Here is a 15,084-nt window from a genome sequence, read left to right as displayed (position 1 = left end):
TGCGCATTGCGCTTGAGGCTTATTACACCCTACACTTGTTCAATTAAAAATAACCCTCTTTTTTCCGTTTTTCCATTGACGCTTCACTGGTTTGATCGTCCAGACGCGTTGCGCCACGTTCTGTGACGGTGGTTTCAGCGGTTTCTTCCAAAATTTTATCGACGTTGTCCGCATCTGAAGTCACAGGGCTGGTGCAGGTCATGTCGCCGACGGTGCGGAAGCGCACGCGTTCGATTTTCATACTTTGGCGCTCTTCATCTGTTTGTGGCGGCGTGATGGGCATGTTGGACACGATCAAGCCGTTGCGTTCATACACTTCGCGGTCGTGGGCGAAGTAGATGCTCGGTAATTCGATGTTTTCGCGTGAAATGTATTGCCAAATGTCCATCTCGGTCCAGTTGGAAATAGGGAAGACGCGCATGTTTTCGCCTTTGTGGACGCGGGTGTTGTACAGGCTCCAGAGTTCTGGGCGTTGTGCTTTTGGATCCCATTGACCGAAGTCGTCGCGGAAGGAGAAAATGCGCTCTTTGGCGCGGGCTTTTTCTTCATCGCGACGTGCGCCGCCGATGCAGGCGTCGAATTGGTGTGCTTCGATGGTTTCAAGCAATGTGACGGCTTGTGCGGCGTTGCGGCTGTCGGTGTCTGGGTTGCGCAATCGCACGGTGCCTTTTTTCATTGAATCCTCGACACTGCCAACGATGAGTTTTTCGCCAATTTTATCGACAATGTAGTCGCGGAACGCGATGACTTCAGGGAAGTTGTGGCCTGTGTCGATGTGCACCAATGGGAATGGTAATTTATTTGGGCGAAAAGCTTTGAGCGCGAGGTGGAGGACGACGAGCGAGTCTTTACCACCTGAAAACAATAATGCAGGGCGTTCGCATTCTGCTGCCAATTCACGCAAGATGTGGATGGATTCTGATTCAAGCCAGTCGAGGTGAGCGCTGTTGAATTGTTCATTGAAGTGTTGGATCGATTGTTGCGTCATGGTGTGTGATCTATCTAAATTAAGTTAAATTTGTTTCAGTAAGGTGACTGGGGCTTCAGAAACGTGTAGACCACATTCCTTAGAGTCTTGATTTTCCCACCACCAGCGACCTGCGCGGATGTCTTCACCGGGCTTAATCGCGCGCGTGCACGGTTCACAGCCAATCGATGGGTAGCCTTTGTCGTGCAAGGGGTTGTATGGCACGGCGTTGTCTGCGATGTATTGTTTGACTTCTTCAAAAGTCCAGTCGGCGATGGGGTTGAATTTCTCCAAGCCATTGCCTGTATCGAATTCTTGTGTTTGCAAATCGGTTCGCGTGATTGATTGCTCACTGCGTTGCCCTGTGAGCCATGCTTTCTTGCCTGCGAGGGCGCGTTGCAATGGTTTGACCTTACGGATGTGGCAGCAGGCTTTGCGCAAATCAACGGATTCGTAAAATGCAAATTTACCGTGTGCTGCAATGTAGTCTTCCACATCTTGTGCTTCAGGCGTGAATTCGCTGACCGTTAAGCCATAGTGGGACTGAATGACATTGACCATGTGGGTTGTTTCAGCGTGCAGCATGCCTGTTTGTAAAGTGAAAATTTCAATTGGCAGTTGCGCTTTGGCAATCAGGTCGGTGATGACCATGTCTTCTAAGGCCAGTGAGGAGGCAAATGCAGCGGGTTGAAAGTCCTGTGCGATGCGTGCCAACGTGCGTTGTGTTGTTGCAATTTTGTCGTTTAAGGTGCTCATTGGATGCCTCTTATACGGATTCGCGCACAAAAAATGGGCGGGTGTCATCCGTTGAGCCTTGGTACGGTGTGCGGAACGTTTTCAAAGCATGCAGGGCTGATTCAATTTTTTGATCGTCGCGCAATGAGAGTGCGTCAAAGCCAAGGCGTGTCATGGCGAACACTTGATCGACCAAAACGTCGCCAATTGCACGCAGTTGGTTTTTGTAGCCCAATCGGTTGCGTAACACGTAGGCGATCGAGTAGCTGCGGCCGTCTGTAAATTTTGGAAAACTCAAAGCAATGACTGGGAAAGCGGTCCAGTCAATGGCGATGTTTTCGGGCTCTGTGGTGTTGTCCAACCAAACGCCAACATCCGTGCGGCTGTGCAGTTCAGTTTGGGCTTGCCATGTGGCGAAAGGGACGATGACTTGGCCTGTTGGAACGTTTAAAAGGGCGGCATCTTCGCCTTCTGCTGGGCGCAGCAATGACCAATCGTCGGTGGCAAGCTGTTGATTCAGAATGAATGGATTTGACATGGTGTTCGGTCTATTTTTAAAGTTAATTCTGTGTTCGGTTCAACTTGGATTCAACGCTTATGGTTGAATCCAACGTTTTATATTTTAATGCACTTTGGGTGGGTACACCGCTTCTTTGAAAGGGATAATGCCGATGCGTTGCACCGTTTCGATCAAGTGTTCACCTGGCGTGCGTTGAGCGACGTATGTGTTGATGATTTTTTCAATCACATCAGGTACTTGAGCCGCACTGAATGATGGGCCGATGATTTTTGCAACCGCAGGTTTGTAGCCACCTAAGGTTGAACCATCTGAGCCACCCAATGAAATTTGGTACCATTCGTCGCCGTCTTTGTCCACGCCCAAAATGCCAATGTGACCGACGTGATGGTGACCGCATGAGTTCATGCAACCTGAAATGTTCAGCTGAATGTCGCCCAAGTCATATAAATAGTCGAGGTCGTCAAATTTGTTTTGAATGGCATTGGCGATTGGAATCGATTTGGCGTTTGCCAATGCGCAGAAGTCACCGCCTGGGCAGGCAATGATGTCGGTCAATAAGCCAATGTTGGGTGTAGCCAAACCTTGAGTTTTCAATGCTTCCCATACGGCTTTCAAATCTTCTTGTGCCACATCGGCGAGAATCAAGTTTTGTTCATGAGAAACACGAATCTCTCCGAAACTATATTGCTCAGCGAGGTCGGCAACGAAGTGCAATTGCTCAGTTGTGGCATCGCCTGGCGCCACATTGTTGGGTTTCAATGACAACACAACGGCATTGTAGCCTTCCACTTTATGTGCTTTGACATTGCGTTCGCGCCAGCGGGTGAATGCTTTGTCGCTGGTGTCAAATTCGATTGCTGGGCGAGTGGGGTACGTGCGATCCGTGAAGTGACTGCGAACGCGGTTCATTTCAGCTTCGGTGAGCGTCGATGGGCCATTTTCGCTGTATTTGAATTCAGCTTCCACTTGGCGGGCAAACTCTTCTGCGCCCAAGGCTTTGACCAAAATTTTGATGCGGGCTTTGTACATGTTGTCGCGGCGGCCGTGACGGTTGTATACGCGCAAAACGGCTTCACAATAGCTCATCATGTGTTGCCAAGGCAGGAATTCGCGAATCACTGAGCCGACAATCGGTGTGCGACCCAATCCACCACCCACGAGTACGCGCAGACCAATTTCACCCGCATCGTTTTTCACGATAAATAAACCGATGTCGTGAAATGATGTCGCAGCGCGGTCTTCTTTTGAGGCGCTGACTGCGATTTTAAATTTACGTGGCAAGTGGGCGAACTCCGGATGGAAAGTGCTCCATTGACGCAAAATTTCGCAATAAGGACGTGGATCAAGGATCTCGTCGGCCGCCACACCTGCGAACTGGTCGGAGGTGATGTTGCGGATGCAGTTGCCTGAGGTTTGGATGGCATGCATTTCGACTTTCGCCAAGTCTTGCAAAATATCGGCTGAAGACTCAAGGGTGGGCCAGTTGTATTGGATGTTTTGGCGGGTTGAGAAGTGGGCATAACCACGGTCATATTTTTCCGCTATTTCCGCTAAAGCATGCAACTGCACTGATGACAGCAAACCATATGGAATGGCAACACGCAACATGGGTGCGTGACGTTGGATGTACAGGCCATTTTGCAGGCGCAGTGGGCGAAAATCTTCGTCTGACAGCTCGCCAGATAAATTGCGTGTCAATTGGTCGCGGTACTGATCGACGCGTTCTTGGACTAAGGCTTGGTCGAGTTGAGTGTATTTATACATGGTGTATTCTCAAAATTGTAATGATGTGAAAGCAAAAGTGTGGTGTTAAGTGAGTCTGAGTTACGAGATGAGTTTGTAGCCAGACACTGTCAAAATGACCGCCAATAAAATGCGTAAAACCCGATCAGATACTTTGGTGGAGAGGTGGCTGCCGATCCAGATGCCTGGAATAGAACCAACCAACAGCACCAGCAACAGTTTAAAGTCAACGGATCCCAAGCTGGCATGTCCCAGTCCCGCAATTAAAGTTAAAGGAACCGCATGGGCGATGTCACTGCCGACCAAACGAACCGCGCTGCTTTTATTATACAGAGAGTATAAGGCGACCATGCCGACCGCACCTGCGCCGACGGAGCTGAATGTGACCAAAAATCCAAGCACTGCACCTAAAAGTACGGTCAATATTTCGCGTTTTTTGACAGAATCATCTGCTTTGATTTCAGCTGGATGTTCAAAACGCTTTTTTCTTAAGACTTGAGTTAAAAAAATCGCAATGGCTGTTAAGAAAAGCATGTAGCCCAGCGTTCTTTTCATATATTGTTCGATTTCGCTAGAGTCAAAGCTGACGCTGCGCAACCACCACAATGTTAAGCATGCGGTGGGCAAGCTGCCCATGGCCAATAAGCCTGTAATGCGCCAGTCAATGTTGCCATGCTTTTGGTGCTTGGCAATACCAACACTTTTTGTGATGGCGGCAAACAGTAAGTCGGTGCCAATGGCCAGTGAGGGTTTGATGCCAAATGCAAAAATTAACAAGGGGGTCATCAGAGAGCCGCCACCGACCCCCGTCAAGCCAACGATAACGCCCACTAAAAATCCCAAGGCAATGTATAACGGATCAAAAATCATGAAAAGTCTTTAAAAAATGCACATCAGAAAAAACAAAAGAGGTCGCATTATACGACTTAGGCATATATTCGTAAAATACTAATTTTAAATTTTATATTCTAAATTTGAATATGCAATGTGTGATTGGCGCAGGAAAGGTGCATAAGGCGATTGCAGGCTGTCGATGGGCGATTTTTTTCACCAAATGAATGCAATTGCACCTAAGTGGTGCGGATAATCCATTCTTTGCAACATAACAGCCCGTGATTTTTCTTTAAACGGTATGAAATTTATGGCACAATCACCTTCAGCAGCTGTTATGTTTTCCAATGGCGTTTTGAGCGCCCGAAACCTGTCCATATTATCCGTAAAGAGGCATCACATGAAAGAAATCAGTGCAATTATTAAACCCTTTAAGCTTGATGAAGTGCGAGAGGCACTTGCAGAGGTTGGGGTGATGGGCTTGACCGTGACAGAGGTTAAGGGCTTTGGTCGCCAAAAAGGCCACACTGAGCTTTACCGTGGTGCTGAATATGTGGTTGATTTCTTGCCAAAAGTTAAAATTGAGTTGGTCATCGGTGATGAATTACTCAATCCCGCTGTTGATGCCATCATAAAAGCTGCATTTACTGGAAAAATAGGCGATGGCAAAATTTTTATTAAAAATGTTGAAGAGGTCATTCGCATTCGCACTGGCGAAACGGGGAATGATGCCGTTTGATGCTGGGCTCGTAAGCTTTGGTGATTGAGCGAGGCCGCACATGGGCACTAGACAACCCGTGTTTATCGGTGATTTTCAGCCATAAATTCATCATAAATCCAGTATAATAAAAAAACAGCCGCTTACTATCAGCGGCTGTTTTTTTGAAAGTCATCATGCAAGCCCATTCCCTTCTTTCCCTTGATTCAAAAGAATCAAAAGCCTACATGCCCCTGATCATCGCTTGTTGCATTATTTTGATGGTGACCATGGGCATTCGCCAAACATCTGGTTTATTTGTCGCCCCTTTGGTGGTCAGTACAGGTTTATCCATCAGTACAATCAGTTTGGCCATGGCCATTGGTCAATTCATGTGGGGGGCTGCGCAACCTGTGGGTGGTTTGTTGGCGGAACGTTGGGGAACCCGCATGGTGGTGGCTTTGGGATTGATTTGCTTGGCCATGGGCATGTTGGCGATGCCTTGGGTGCCCGCGATTGGTCAAGTGGGTGTGGTGGCAACTTTTGGTATTTTCGCCGCTGTTGGCGCTGGCTTTGCCAGTTTTTCACTGCTATTTGGTGTGGCGGCTCAGCGAGTGCCTATTGAAAAACGTGGGTTTGCTTCGGGCTTGATCAATGCCGGCAGTTCCATGGGACAATTTGTGTTTGCCCCTTTGACCACATTTCTAATCGGTGCTTTTGGCTGGGTGACCGCAGCCGTGAGCTTAGGAGTCATTGCCTTATCAGCCATGCCTTTGCTGGGTTGGATTTCAGGACAGAAAACAGGTCATGGGGTTGCGGGCGCGGCTGAAAGTAATGAACGTGTTGGTTTTGGCCACGCATGGTGTTCACCCAATTATAAACTGTTGCACCTTGGTTTTTTCACTTGTGGCTTTCATATTGCTTTTTTAGTCACGCACTTGCCTGGTGAAGTTTCGGTGTGTGGTTTGCCAGCAAAAGTTGCAGGTACCGCGCTGGCGGTGATTGGTTTATTCAACATCATTGGTAGTTTGGTGGTCGGTGGCTTGTGTCAGACACGCTCAATGCCCCGTGTGTTGGGCTGGTTGTATTTGCTGCGGGCTGTTGCTATTGCTCTTTATGTGTTTTCGCCTAAAACAGAATGGACGTGGTATGTTTTTGCTGCAGTTTTAGGTATGTCGTGGTTGGCTACAGTGCCGCCGACAGCTGGTATGGTGGGGCGTTTATTTGGTTCTCGAAATCTGGCCACGCTGTTTGGTATGACCATGTTGTCACATCAAGTGGGTGCATTTCTTGGGGCCTATTTGGGCGGGGTGGCTGTTGAATACACGCACAGTTACGCGTGGATGTGGTGGGCTGATGCTGTACTGGCACTGATTGCTGCTGTGGCCAGCTTTGCTGTCAAAATCCCAACGCCAAAAATTTCTGAGTAAATAGAAATCAATTGAACTGGTGCCGCCGACACGAATCGAACGTGTGACCCTCTCCTTAGGAGGGAGATGCTCTATCCCCTGAGCTACGGCGGCGAAGCCGACATTGTAAGGCCTGGTGGCTTTTTTGTCTATTCGCTTGTCAGCATCACGCACTTGGAGGGCACATGATCTCGACGATTATCCCATGCTTTAATGCCGTAGAGACCCTGGAAAGGGCGATTAATTCTTGCTTGATTCAGCCTGAGGTTAATGAAATCATTGTGGTCGATGATGGCTCCATTGATGGTAGCCACGAATTGGCAGTACGTTTAAGTGCAAGCAATACCAAAGTGAAAGCACTTCGCATGCCTGTCAATTCAGGGCCTGCGGCAGCCCGCAATTTTGGGGTTTTGCATGGCACATGCCCAATTGTGTCTTTTTTGGATGCAGATGATGAATACCTTGCGGGTGGGATGAGTGTGGGCTATGCGGCTTTAATCGAGCACAGCCAGTTGTCTGCTGTTAAATTGCCGTGTGAGTTTGTGGATTGCCCCGACAAATACAGGCAACATGAGTCCTATGAAGAGGCCTGTCGTACATTGGGGAATACCTTTGCGGGTAATCTAGTGATTCGCCGGGAGGTGTTATTTGCTTTGGGTTTGTTCCCACAATCTTCCATTTATCGCCAGCATGGTGGGGAAGATGGTGTCCTTATGCTGGGTCTGAGTCAAAACTTTCAAATTGGAGTGCTTGAGCAAGAACCGCGATGTATCAAAGTACATTTTCATGCGAACTCTCACAGTCAATTGTATTTTGAGCGTTGTGTGAAGCAAATTGATGATCCCGCTTTTGTAGATGATAAAGATGAGGTTTGGCACCGCAGCATGAAAGATGTCAATAAAATCAATGAAAATATTGCATCGTTGGGGCGAAATATTAGCAGTACAGAAAAAGGGTTTGTCCCCATTTGGAAAAACAATTAAAGCCAAAACTCAAGGTATAATTTCTGTGTAAAATTGACTTTTTATGTCATGTAATTTACTTAGTAGTAGTTACATTTAAAGTGTTAACTGCCTTTAATGGATCGCTTCATTTTGTTTTAAACCAAAAAAGCCTGCTTTTTTTAAGCGGGCTTTTTTGTTGGTAAAATTTACATGCTTAAAAAACAAGCACCACGAAAACATGAGGTGGCAATTCTAGTAAATGCTTGAACTTTGTTTTTTATCTAATTGAATCTGTTGAAAATTAAAATTAAATTTATTCTAAAGACATATTTTTTGAGTGGGTATTTATACTTTATATACGTTTAGATCATTTGGTTTTTTTTGTTTTTATGCGGTTTGTGTATATTTCTTTGGATTTATTTGCATGGTGTATTGTTGTAAAGAAGATGTTTTCTCAAGAAAAAATGTTTTTTTATAAATTTTGTTTTTTTCTAAGTATTCTTACTCGAAGAAATAAGTTAGAATTTGCCAACTGTGAATTAAATGCTTAAACTTTATCTAAATTTATTTTCTTTGTCTTTAATTCAACAAACTGATTGTCAATATTAGAATTTGAGGTGCTTTATGAATAAGTCATTCCGTAGTGTGTTTAATAAAGAGACGAATACATGGGTTGCCGTGGCTGAGAATACGAAAGCCAATGGTAAAAAAAGCCAGCTGGCTGTTTCTGCTGTGCCTGTGGTGGCTGTGTTGTCTTTTGTTGGTTTTGTTCAGGCGCAAGTTCTTATTGGCAGCCCTTTTGTTACACCGGGCACAGGAAGTGCGTTGTCTGATTCGGCCACTCAAAATGGTGGTATTGCCATTGGGGGGCATTCAACCGCTTCTGCAGCTCAGACGATTGCGCTGGGCGGGGCAATGGCTTCTGCTGAATCAGCAATCGCACTCGGTTGGTCTTCGGTCGCTTCAGGAGAGAATGCTGTGGTTTTAGGTGCGTACAGCACCGCTGCAGATCAAGGTGTGGTGGTGGGTGCCAATGTCACGGCGACTGGTTATGGTGCTGTTGCCATTGGTGGCGATGATGTGACTCCAATTTGGGGCGCAAATGTTGGTGGTATTGCGACTGTGCCCAGTGTGTACTCAAGTACGCGGGCTTCGGGCAATGCATCTGTGGCCTACGGCAGCGGCGCTTTGGCTTCAACAGATGGTGCTGCGGCGATTGGTTCTATGGCCACTGCATCAGGTTTGATGGGGACGGCTTTGGGTTTGTATGCGCGTGCAACATCGGATTATGGTGTTGCGCTTGGGGCTGGTTCTATTACCGATGCTGCGTCAACCACAGCGACCCAAGCGTTTGGTGTGTCTAAATTTGGTGCAAGTGTGATTGCGGGCGAAGGCACTAACCAAGCCCAAGTCTCCGTTGGGTCTTCTTCTGCCCAAAGGCGCATCGTGAATGTGGCAGCAGGCGCCGCTTTAACCGATGCCGTGAATGTCAGCCAATTAGTCGCAGTCGATTCGCAGCTTGTGTCTTTGTCCACATCAACCTCAACTGGATTCAGCACAGCCAACAGCGCGGTGGCTTCTTTGTCAACAACAGTTGGTAGTTCAATTGCTTCATTGTCTACGGTCACGGGTAGCAGCGTGGCTTCCTTGTCGACGACTGTGCAAAAAGGTTTTAATACGGTAAAAAGTGCGATTGCTTCGTTGTCCACTGTCACAGGAAGCAGCGTCGCTTCATTGTCGACATCGACTTCAACAGGTTTGAGCACAGCCAATAGTTCGATTGCCTCATTGTCAACGACAACTTCGGCGGGCTTCAGCACTGTCAACAGCAGTGTGGCTTCGTTATCGACGACCACTGGCAGCAGCATTGCTTCTTTGTCGACGATGGTGTCAACGACGGCTTCAACGGTGTTGAGCACAGCCAATAGCTCGATTTCTTCATTGTCAACCACAACTTCGACGGGCTTCAGCACGGTCAACAGCAGCGTGGCTTCATTATCGACAGTCACTGGTAGCAGTATTGCCTCTTTGTCAACGACGGTTTCAACCACCGCTTCGACGGTGTTGAGCACGGCCAATAGCTCGATTGCCTCATTGTCAACGACAACTTCGGCGGGCTTCAGTACGGTTAACAGCAGCGTAGCTTCATTATCGACAGCCACTGGCAGCAGTGTTGCCTCTTTGTCGACCGTTGTGCAAAAAGGTTTAAGTACGGTGAACAGTGCAATTGCTTCATTGTCAACGATCACAGGAAGCAGCATCGTTTCATTGTCCACCTCAACATCAACAGGCTTTAGTACGCTTGATTCAGCCGTGGCTTCTTTGTCGACGACGGTTTCAACCACTGCTTCGACGGTGTTGAGCACAGCCAATAGCTCGATCGCCTCTTTGTCAAGCACAACCTCAACAGGTTTCAGTGCAGCAAACAGCGCGATTAGCTCGTTGTCAACCTCGACTTCAACAGGTTTCAGCACCGTCGACAGTACGGTGGCTTCTCTGTCAACGTCGACATCGACTGGTTTCAGTACAACAAACAGTGCGATTAGCTCGTTGTCAACCTCGACTTCAACAGGGTTTAGCACCGTCGACAGCACGGTGGCCTCGCTGTCAACGTCAACATCAACAGGTTTCAGTACAACAAGCAGTGCCATTTCATCGTTGTCCACTTCAACTTCAACGGGTTTGAGTACTTTGGGCAGCGCGATTGCATCGATTTCTACATCGTTTAGTTCATCTGGCAGTGCGATTGCATCGTTGTCGACTTTAACATCAACAGGTTTTAGCACAACTCGCAGTGCGGTGGCATCGTTGTCCACTTTAACTTCGACTGGCTTTAGCACAACAAATAGCTCTGTGGCCTCTTTGTCAACATCGACTTCAACGGGATTGAGTACGACAAACAGTGCAGTGGCTTCTTTGTCAACATTGACTTCAACAGGTTTGAGCGTAACAAACAGTGCGGTGGCCTCTTTGTCAACCACAACCTCGACAGGCTTAAGTTCTGTGAACAGTGCAGTGGCTTCTTTGTCGACCATCGTGGGCAAAGGGACGAAGTATTTCCAAGCGAACTCAACAGAAGCTGGGGCAATGGCCAGTGGCACCAATTCGATTGCGATCGGTCCAAACTCTGTGGCCAGCGGTGAGAATTCGTCTGCTATGGGTAATGGGGCTGTGGCCAGTGCATATAACGCTGTTGCGATTGGCACAAGTGCGACGGCTTCTTCAGCCAACTCAGTTGCTTTGGGTGCTAACTCAGTTGCAAATGGTTCAACGTTAACACAAGCGGCTTACAATCCCGGCGGCAGCGCCGCAGGCCTCAGTCCAGTGGGTGAGGTTTCTGTAGGCTCCACAGGATCTGAGCGACGCATCACCAATGTGGCCGCGGGCTCCGCTGACACCGATGCAGTGAATGTGAGTCAATTAAAAGGTTTGAGCAGTGAGGCTCATACGTATACGGATAATGTGGGTAAGAAAGCATATGCGGGTGTGGCAAGTGCGATGGCGATGGAGAGCGCACCTTACATTGCAGGCACTTGGACTTATGCGGCAGGTGTGGGTTATTACCAGCAGCAAGGGGCGATTGCCGTCAGTGTACGTCGGACGTCAGATAATAACCGTTGGTCTTTGACTGGTGGTGTGTCTGCGACTCGCAATGGCGGCGTGGGTGCTCGAATGGCTGTTACGGGTATCTTGGGTAAAACAAATTAATTTTTACACAAGGGCCTGTGAACGCAAAATATCGAAGCGATGACAGGCCATTGAGTTGAGTAAGATCAAGTGTTGTCAAAGACAAATGTTAGGAAAAAAGATGAATACGATCAATCAGTTGTCGAATCGCTTTAAATTCGCGGCCTTTTTATTTTCAAGTGCCCTTACTGTTGGGGTTGGTGTGGCACAGGCTCGCGAGCATTCAACCGCAGCCCACTTGCTGTGGCCAGCCATTAATGCTTCTAATTTAAGTGTGGGGGCTTTTCCTGATCCACGCGATGTTCGTCGGGTCATTGTGAGTTTACCCAAACGTGAAGTTCGGCTCTTGTTGAGTGATCCGCACTTTGCAGAGGGTTTGTTTGAAGTGCATGAGTGGGATTATGTCTTTAACTTTTTGACGGGTCGAGGTCAAGAATACCAAACCTGCCAATACAAAGTGTTGTTTGATGACAAAATGCGTGTGTCCAGCACCCATTGGCGTGATCCATCCTGTGCGGATTATCTCAATGAGCAGCCAAAGGTTGTGCCCGCTGTGATCCCTGTTGCACCACGTTTAATCACTTTAAATACAACAGGTTTGTTCAAGTTTGCTGGATCTTCTATGCAAGATTTAAATGCCAAAGGCCGATCAGATTTGGAAAATACGGCTAAGAGCATCGCTGGTGCGCGAGCGAAAATTAATTCCATCCATGTGGTTGGCCATGCGGATCGATTGGGCGTTCAATCAAATAATATGGCATTGTCGCTGGGGCGAGCGGCTACAGTTCGTCAGTATTTGGTCAGCCTCGGTGTGCCAGTGGAAAAAATCAGCATTGAAGGAAAAGGAACCTCTCAACCCATCGTTCAGTGTTCAAATAAGTTGCCACGGGAGAAATTGGTGGCTTGCTTGGCACCCAATCGACGTGCCACCGCTCTGTTTGAGGCTGAACAGCCAAATTAATGGCTCATCAATCAATGACAACATCATAAAAAATGCGAACTTTGAGGTTCGCATTTTTTATGATGTTGTTATTTGAGCAAGAAGTGATTGTATGATGAGTTTCATAAATAAATTGCAAAGCAGGGATTACTTTACGATTGACTATAGCATGATGCGAACCTGCTCAATAACTTGAGCAATATAGTTTATTTCACACTTCTCACTCTTCTTGCATTTTTTAATGGAGTAGGCTGGGCAACACATCAATCAGCTTGTTGTTGTCCTGCGCAATTGTCGCGTGATACACCGACATCCGCCAACTTTGCTCTGATTTTAAATACACTTGGGTGGTGTGCAAATTAAAAGCTTGAGTTTCCCTGTTGGGTAAAGTCAGCTGAACATGAATCAACAAAGTGTGCACAGCGGTCAACAGGTTGTCAAATGTGTGTGTGGCTAGAATATGGGCGTTAAATTGCCCAAGATTAAACAAGGTTTCCCACATTTCGCGAACCGCAATATGACCTTGCGCATAAGGTAAGTTGGGAAGAATACAAATGATCTCTTCATCTTCTGACCACAGCTTCATCATGGCATCAATGTCACCAGCAGAGAGTGCCGCATAAAATGACGTCTCCAACTCGTTGGCGCTGCCAAACATGGATTTGGGTGCGCGAAGTTTACGTGGCATCTCAGTGGCCCTTAACGACTTCACCCGCTTTGAGGCGATACACGGTGCCGCAATATGGGCAGGCCGCTTCACCATGACTGACGTCAATGAACACACGTGGATGGCTGTTCCATGCGGTCATGCTTGGGTTTGGGCAATAAGCAGGTAAATCACGTGCCAAAAGTTCGACGACATTGTTGCTTTGAGAAGTATGTGCTTGGCTCATAATCTTTTCTTTAAATAAAGTGAAGTGGTTTATTCAACTGCATTTGCTCATCAGCGACCATCAGTTGATTCGGTTAAAATTGATGCGCCATTATAGCAACAGGGTGTGATTTTGTGTAGTTCTATCACACCTATCCGTGTCCATTAAATATCCATTGTTATGTCTATCGCATCTACTACACTGTATTCATGGAAATGCATTCATGGAAAGCATGCGCAGCATCAAAGTGGGTCAAAAGGAGCGGAGTGAAATCAGTCCGTTATTGATTGATATTGCTCATTTTTTCGGCTTTTGATCTTGTTCAATGCGAGCTGGTTGTCGCGCACAAGCGCGCATGGTCTTTTGAAAACAAGGTGCTTTTTCAAAATCCATTCATTTGTTATGTGTTGGGTGTTGGTTTCTGAGTAGGCTATTTGGTACTATGGTGGAGTGGATTTGCGTGCGACAATACGCACCATATGACGATGTGAAAATAAAAAAATAGGAGGGCGTTAACGCCAAAATAATGAAAAAAATACATGATTGGTTGGCGCTGGACATACACAGTGATGCGGATGATTTAATTGCAAAGCAAGCTTTTCGTGAAGGTTGGAACACCATTCGGCCGACGATTCCTGCGACGTTGATTTGGGCGATTGTGACCGCTGCAGCGATGATTTCGGGTGGTTTATCGCCTTTTCATGTGGTGTTGATTAACATTTTGGTGTTTGCCGCTTCGGCTCAATTGACGGTACTTGGCATGTTGACCATGCATGCGCCGATGCCCATCATTTGGCTAGCGGCTTCAGTGGTGAACTTAAGGTTTGTTATTTTTAGTGCGGGCATTCGACCTTATTTTCGACATCTGGGCCTGAAACAGCGTCTCATTTATGGCTTTTTAAACGGTGACATGAATTCAATGTTGTTTGGCCACCGTTATCGAGATGTTAAGCCCGCGCCTGCCACATTGTCTCAAAGTGGTTTTTTTATGGGCATGGCCATTCCCAATTACATTGCTTGGCAGATAGGCATTGCAATGGGGGTCTTGTTCGCGAGTTTTATCCCCAATGAATGGGGTTTAAAGTTGGCGGGCACAATTACATTGTTGGTTTTGATTTTAAAAACGGTTAATCATTGGGCGACGGTGTTTGCTTGTTTGGCGGCAGCCTCTGTTGCTGTGTTGTTACAAGAGCTGCCCTATAAATTGTGGGTGATTGTGGCCATTGTTGCAGGGGTGATGGTGGGAATGGTGGTGGAGTCGGTGTGGAAAAATGGTTATTTAAGTGCTTCTGCTCGGCACGCGAGGGGTGAAAAATAATGGTTATTTGGGATCATGTTTGGCTGGTTTTAGCCACTTTGGGTTTGTGTGTTGTGACGTTTGTCACGCGCTCATTTTTTCTGCTCACACCTTCTGCTTTTGTATTTCCCGCTTTTATTCAACGGGCTTTGCGGTTTGCACCGACGGCCGCTATTACCGCAGTGATTGCACCTGAAATATTTATGCAAGCGGGACATGTGGACGTCTCTTGGCACAATAAGGCACTCATTGCATGTGTCGTTGCCAGTGTGGTATTTATTATTCGCCAAAATTTATTACTGACCATTTTTGTGGGTATGTTGGTGTTCACTGTCTTGCGACTCTTGGGTTTTGGTGTGTAAATTTTTGTTTTATGGCATCGAATGAGAGGCCATTGTCTTTAATGGTCTGAGTAAGACGTATAAATTGGAACTATTTGCAA

General features: G+C 47.1%; 14 protein-coding genes, 1 tRNA gene and 1 pseudogene. 8 read left to right on the top strand and 8 right to left on the bottom strand.

What is annotated here, in order from left to right; all coding sequences use genetic code 11:
* Window positions 1-43 precede the first annotated feature (43 nt).
* The 5 genes from cysD to DTO96_RS08825 all read right to left on the bottom strand — a co-directional run bounded on the left by cysD (window position 44) and on the right by DTO96_RS08825 (window position 4,835).
* On the bottom strand, window positions 44-988 hold the full coding sequence (cysD, locus tag DTO96_RS08845) for a sulfate adenylyltransferase subunit CysD (RefSeq protein ID WP_114563161.1): 945 nt from the start codon (window positions 986-988) through the stop codon (window positions 44-46).
* Window positions 989-1,012: 24 nt separating this feature from the next.
* Window positions 1,013-1,723: a phosphoadenylyl-sulfate reductase gene (locus tag DTO96_RS08840; protein ID WP_114563160.1), complete on the bottom strand. Its 711-nt coding sequence runs from the start codon at window positions 1,721-1,723 to the stop codon at window positions 1,013-1,015.
* A gap of 10 nt (window positions 1,724-1,733) precedes the next feature.
* Window positions 1,734-2,240 (bottom strand): DUF934 domain-containing protein, encoded by a 507-nt coding sequence (locus DTO96_RS08835; RefSeq protein ID WP_114563159.1) that lies wholly within the window; start codon window positions 2,238-2,240, stop codon window positions 1,734-1,736.
* A gap of 84 nt (window positions 2,241-2,324) precedes the next feature.
* The gene (locus DTO96_RS08830) at window positions 2,325-3,986 is read right to left on the bottom strand and encodes a nitrite/sulfite reductase (RefSeq protein WP_114563158.1); all 1,662 of its coding nucleotides are present in this window, start codon (window positions 3,984-3,986) and stop codon (window positions 2,325-2,327) included.
* A gap of 60 nt (window positions 3,987-4,046) precedes the next feature.
* Window positions 4,047-4,835: a sulfite exporter TauE/SafE family protein gene (locus tag DTO96_RS08825; protein ID WP_114563157.1), complete on the bottom strand. Its 789-nt coding sequence runs from the start codon at window positions 4,833-4,835 to the stop codon at window positions 4,047-4,049.
* Window positions 4,836-5,196: 361 nt separating this feature from the next.
* Between DTO96_RS08825 and DTO96_RS08820 the strand changes: the two genes are divergently transcribed.
* Both DTO96_RS08820 and DTO96_RS08815 read left to right on the top strand, forming a co-directional pair.
* On the top strand, window positions 5,197-5,535 hold the full coding sequence (locus tag DTO96_RS08820; RefSeq protein ID WP_114563156.1) for a P-II family nitrogen regulator: 339 nt from the start codon (window positions 5,197-5,199) through the stop codon (window positions 5,533-5,535).
* Window positions 5,536-5,690: 155 nt separating this feature from the next.
* A complete protein-coding gene (locus DTO96_RS08815; RefSeq protein WP_225972472.1) occupies window positions 5,691-6,923 on the top strand; it encodes an MFS transporter in 1,233 nt (410 codons plus the stop codon).
* Between the two features lie 17 nt (window positions 6,924-6,940).
* On the opposite strand, the gene DTO96_RS08810 is transcribed toward DTO96_RS08815, so the two are convergent.
* Window positions 6,941-7,016 (bottom strand) — tRNA-Arg (locus tag DTO96_RS08810).
* A 71-nt stretch (window positions 7,017-7,087) separates the two neighbouring features.
* On the opposite strand from DTO96_RS08810, the gene DTO96_RS08805 reads away from it, so the two are divergent.
* From DTO96_RS08805 to DTO96_RS08795, 4 genes and pseudogenes are all read left to right on the top strand, one after another.
* Entirely contained in the window at window positions 7,088-7,885 is a 798-nt protein-coding gene (locus tag DTO96_RS08805; RefSeq protein WP_114563155.1) for a glycosyltransferase family 2 protein, read from the top strand.
* A 585-nt stretch (window positions 7,886-8,470) separates the two neighbouring features.
* Window positions 8,471-9,352, top strand: a pseudogene (locus DTO96_RS13145) (ESPR domain-containing protein); the annotation flags it as partial.
* Between the two features lie 1,581 nt (window positions 9,353-10,933).
* On the top strand, window positions 10,934-11,554 hold the full coding sequence (locus DTO96_RS12960; RefSeq protein WP_225972596.1) for a YadA family autotransporter adhesin: 621 nt from the start codon (window positions 10,934-10,936) through the stop codon (window positions 11,552-11,554).
* Window positions 11,555-11,654: 100 nt separating this feature from the next.
* Window positions 11,655-12,494 (top strand): OmpA family protein, encoded by an 840-nt coding sequence (locus tag DTO96_RS08795; RefSeq protein WP_192878978.1) that lies wholly within the window; start codon window positions 11,655-11,657, stop codon window positions 12,492-12,494.
* 217 nt (window positions 12,495-12,711) lie between these two features.
* Here the strand turns inward: DTO96_RS08795 and DTO96_RS08790 are convergent, their stop codons facing one another.
* Window positions 12,712-13,161 (bottom strand): YybH family protein, encoded by a 450-nt coding sequence (locus tag DTO96_RS08790; protein WP_157964387.1) that lies wholly within the window; start codon window positions 13,159-13,161, stop codon window positions 12,712-12,714.
* Window position 13,162: 1 nt separating this feature from the next.
* The gene (locus DTO96_RS08785; RefSeq protein ID WP_114563151.1) at window positions 13,163-13,366 is read right to left on the bottom strand and encodes a zinc-finger domain-containing protein; all 204 of its coding nucleotides are present in this window, start codon (window positions 13,364-13,366) and stop codon (window positions 13,163-13,165) included.
* Window positions 13,367-13,871: 505 nt separating this feature from the next.
* On the opposite strand from DTO96_RS08785, the gene DTO96_RS08780 reads away from it, so the two are divergent.
* Both DTO96_RS08780 and DTO96_RS08775 read left to right on the top strand, forming a co-directional pair.
* Window positions 13,872-14,663, top strand: a complete 792-nt coding sequence (locus tag DTO96_RS08780) for an AzlC family ABC transporter permease (protein WP_114563150.1) — start codon at window positions 13,872-13,874, stop codon at window positions 14,661-14,663.
* Window positions 14,663-15,004 (top strand): AzlD domain-containing protein, encoded by a 342-nt coding sequence (locus tag DTO96_RS08775; protein ID WP_114563149.1) that lies wholly within the window; start codon window positions 14,663-14,665, stop codon window positions 15,002-15,004. The genes DTO96_RS08780 and DTO96_RS08775 overlap by 1 nt, the downstream gene beginning before the upstream one ends.
* The last annotated feature ends 80 nt before the right edge of the window (window positions 15,005-15,084 follow it).

This window comes from Ephemeroptericola cinctiostellae, assembly GCF_003339525.1.
GTDB lineage: Bacteria > Pseudomonadota > Gammaproteobacteria > Burkholderiales > Burkholderiaceae > Hydromonas > Hydromonas cinctiostellae.
Note: the sequence above shows the minus strand (reverse complement) of the source record. Positions and strands in the feature narration are given on the sequence as shown.

Excerpts from the sequence above, each read along its gene's own strand:
- cysD (WP_114563161.1), bottom strand. The coding sequence starts at position 988 with ATGACGCAACAATCGATCCAACACTTCAATGAACAATTCAACAGCGCT.
- DTO96_RS08840 (WP_114563160.1), bottom strand. The coding sequence starts at position 1,723 with ATGAGCACCTTAAACGACAAAATTGCAACAACACAACGCACGTTGGCA.
- DTO96_RS08835 (WP_114563159.1), bottom strand. The coding sequence starts at position 2,240 with ATGTCAAATCCATTCATTCTGAATCAACAGCTTGCCACCGACGATTGG.
- DTO96_RS08830 (WP_114563158.1), bottom strand. The coding sequence starts at position 3,986 with ATGTATAAATACACTCAACTCGACCAAGCCTTAGTCCAAGAACGCGTC.
- DTO96_RS08825 (WP_114563157.1), bottom strand. The coding sequence starts at position 4,835 with ATGATTTTTGATCCGTTATACATTGCCTTGGGATTTTTAGTGGGCGTT.
- DTO96_RS08820 (WP_114563156.1), top strand. The coding sequence starts at position 5,197 with ATGAAAGAAATCAGTGCAATTATTAAACCCTTTAAGCTTGATGAAGTG.
- DTO96_RS08815 (WP_225972472.1), top strand. The coding sequence starts at position 5,691 with ATGCAAGCCCATTCCCTTCTTTCCCTTGATTCAAAAGAATCAAAAGCC.
- DTO96_RS08805 (WP_114563155.1), top strand. The coding sequence starts at position 7,088 with ATGATCTCGACGATTATCCCATGCTTTAATGCCGTAGAGACCCTGGAA.
- DTO96_RS12960 (WP_225972596.1), top strand. The coding sequence starts at position 10,934 with ATGGCCAGTGGCACCAATTCGATTGCGATCGGTCCAAACTCTGTGGCC.
- DTO96_RS08795 (WP_192878978.1), top strand. The coding sequence starts at position 11,655 with ATGAATACGATCAATCAGTTGTCGAATCGCTTTAAATTCGCGGCCTTT.
- DTO96_RS08790 (WP_157964387.1), bottom strand. The coding sequence starts at position 13,161 with ATGCCACGTAAACTTCGCGCACCCAAATCCATGTTTGGCAGCGCCAAC.
- DTO96_RS08785 (WP_114563151.1), bottom strand. The coding sequence starts at position 13,366 with ATGAGCCAAGCACATACTTCTCAAAGCAACAATGTCGTCGAACTTTTG.
- DTO96_RS08780 (WP_114563150.1), top strand. The coding sequence starts at position 13,872 with ATGAAAAAAATACATGATTGGTTGGCGCTGGACATACACAGTGATGCG.
- DTO96_RS08775 (WP_114563149.1), top strand. The coding sequence starts at position 14,663 with ATGGTTATTTGGGATCATGTTTGGCTGGTTTTAGCCACTTTGGGTTTG.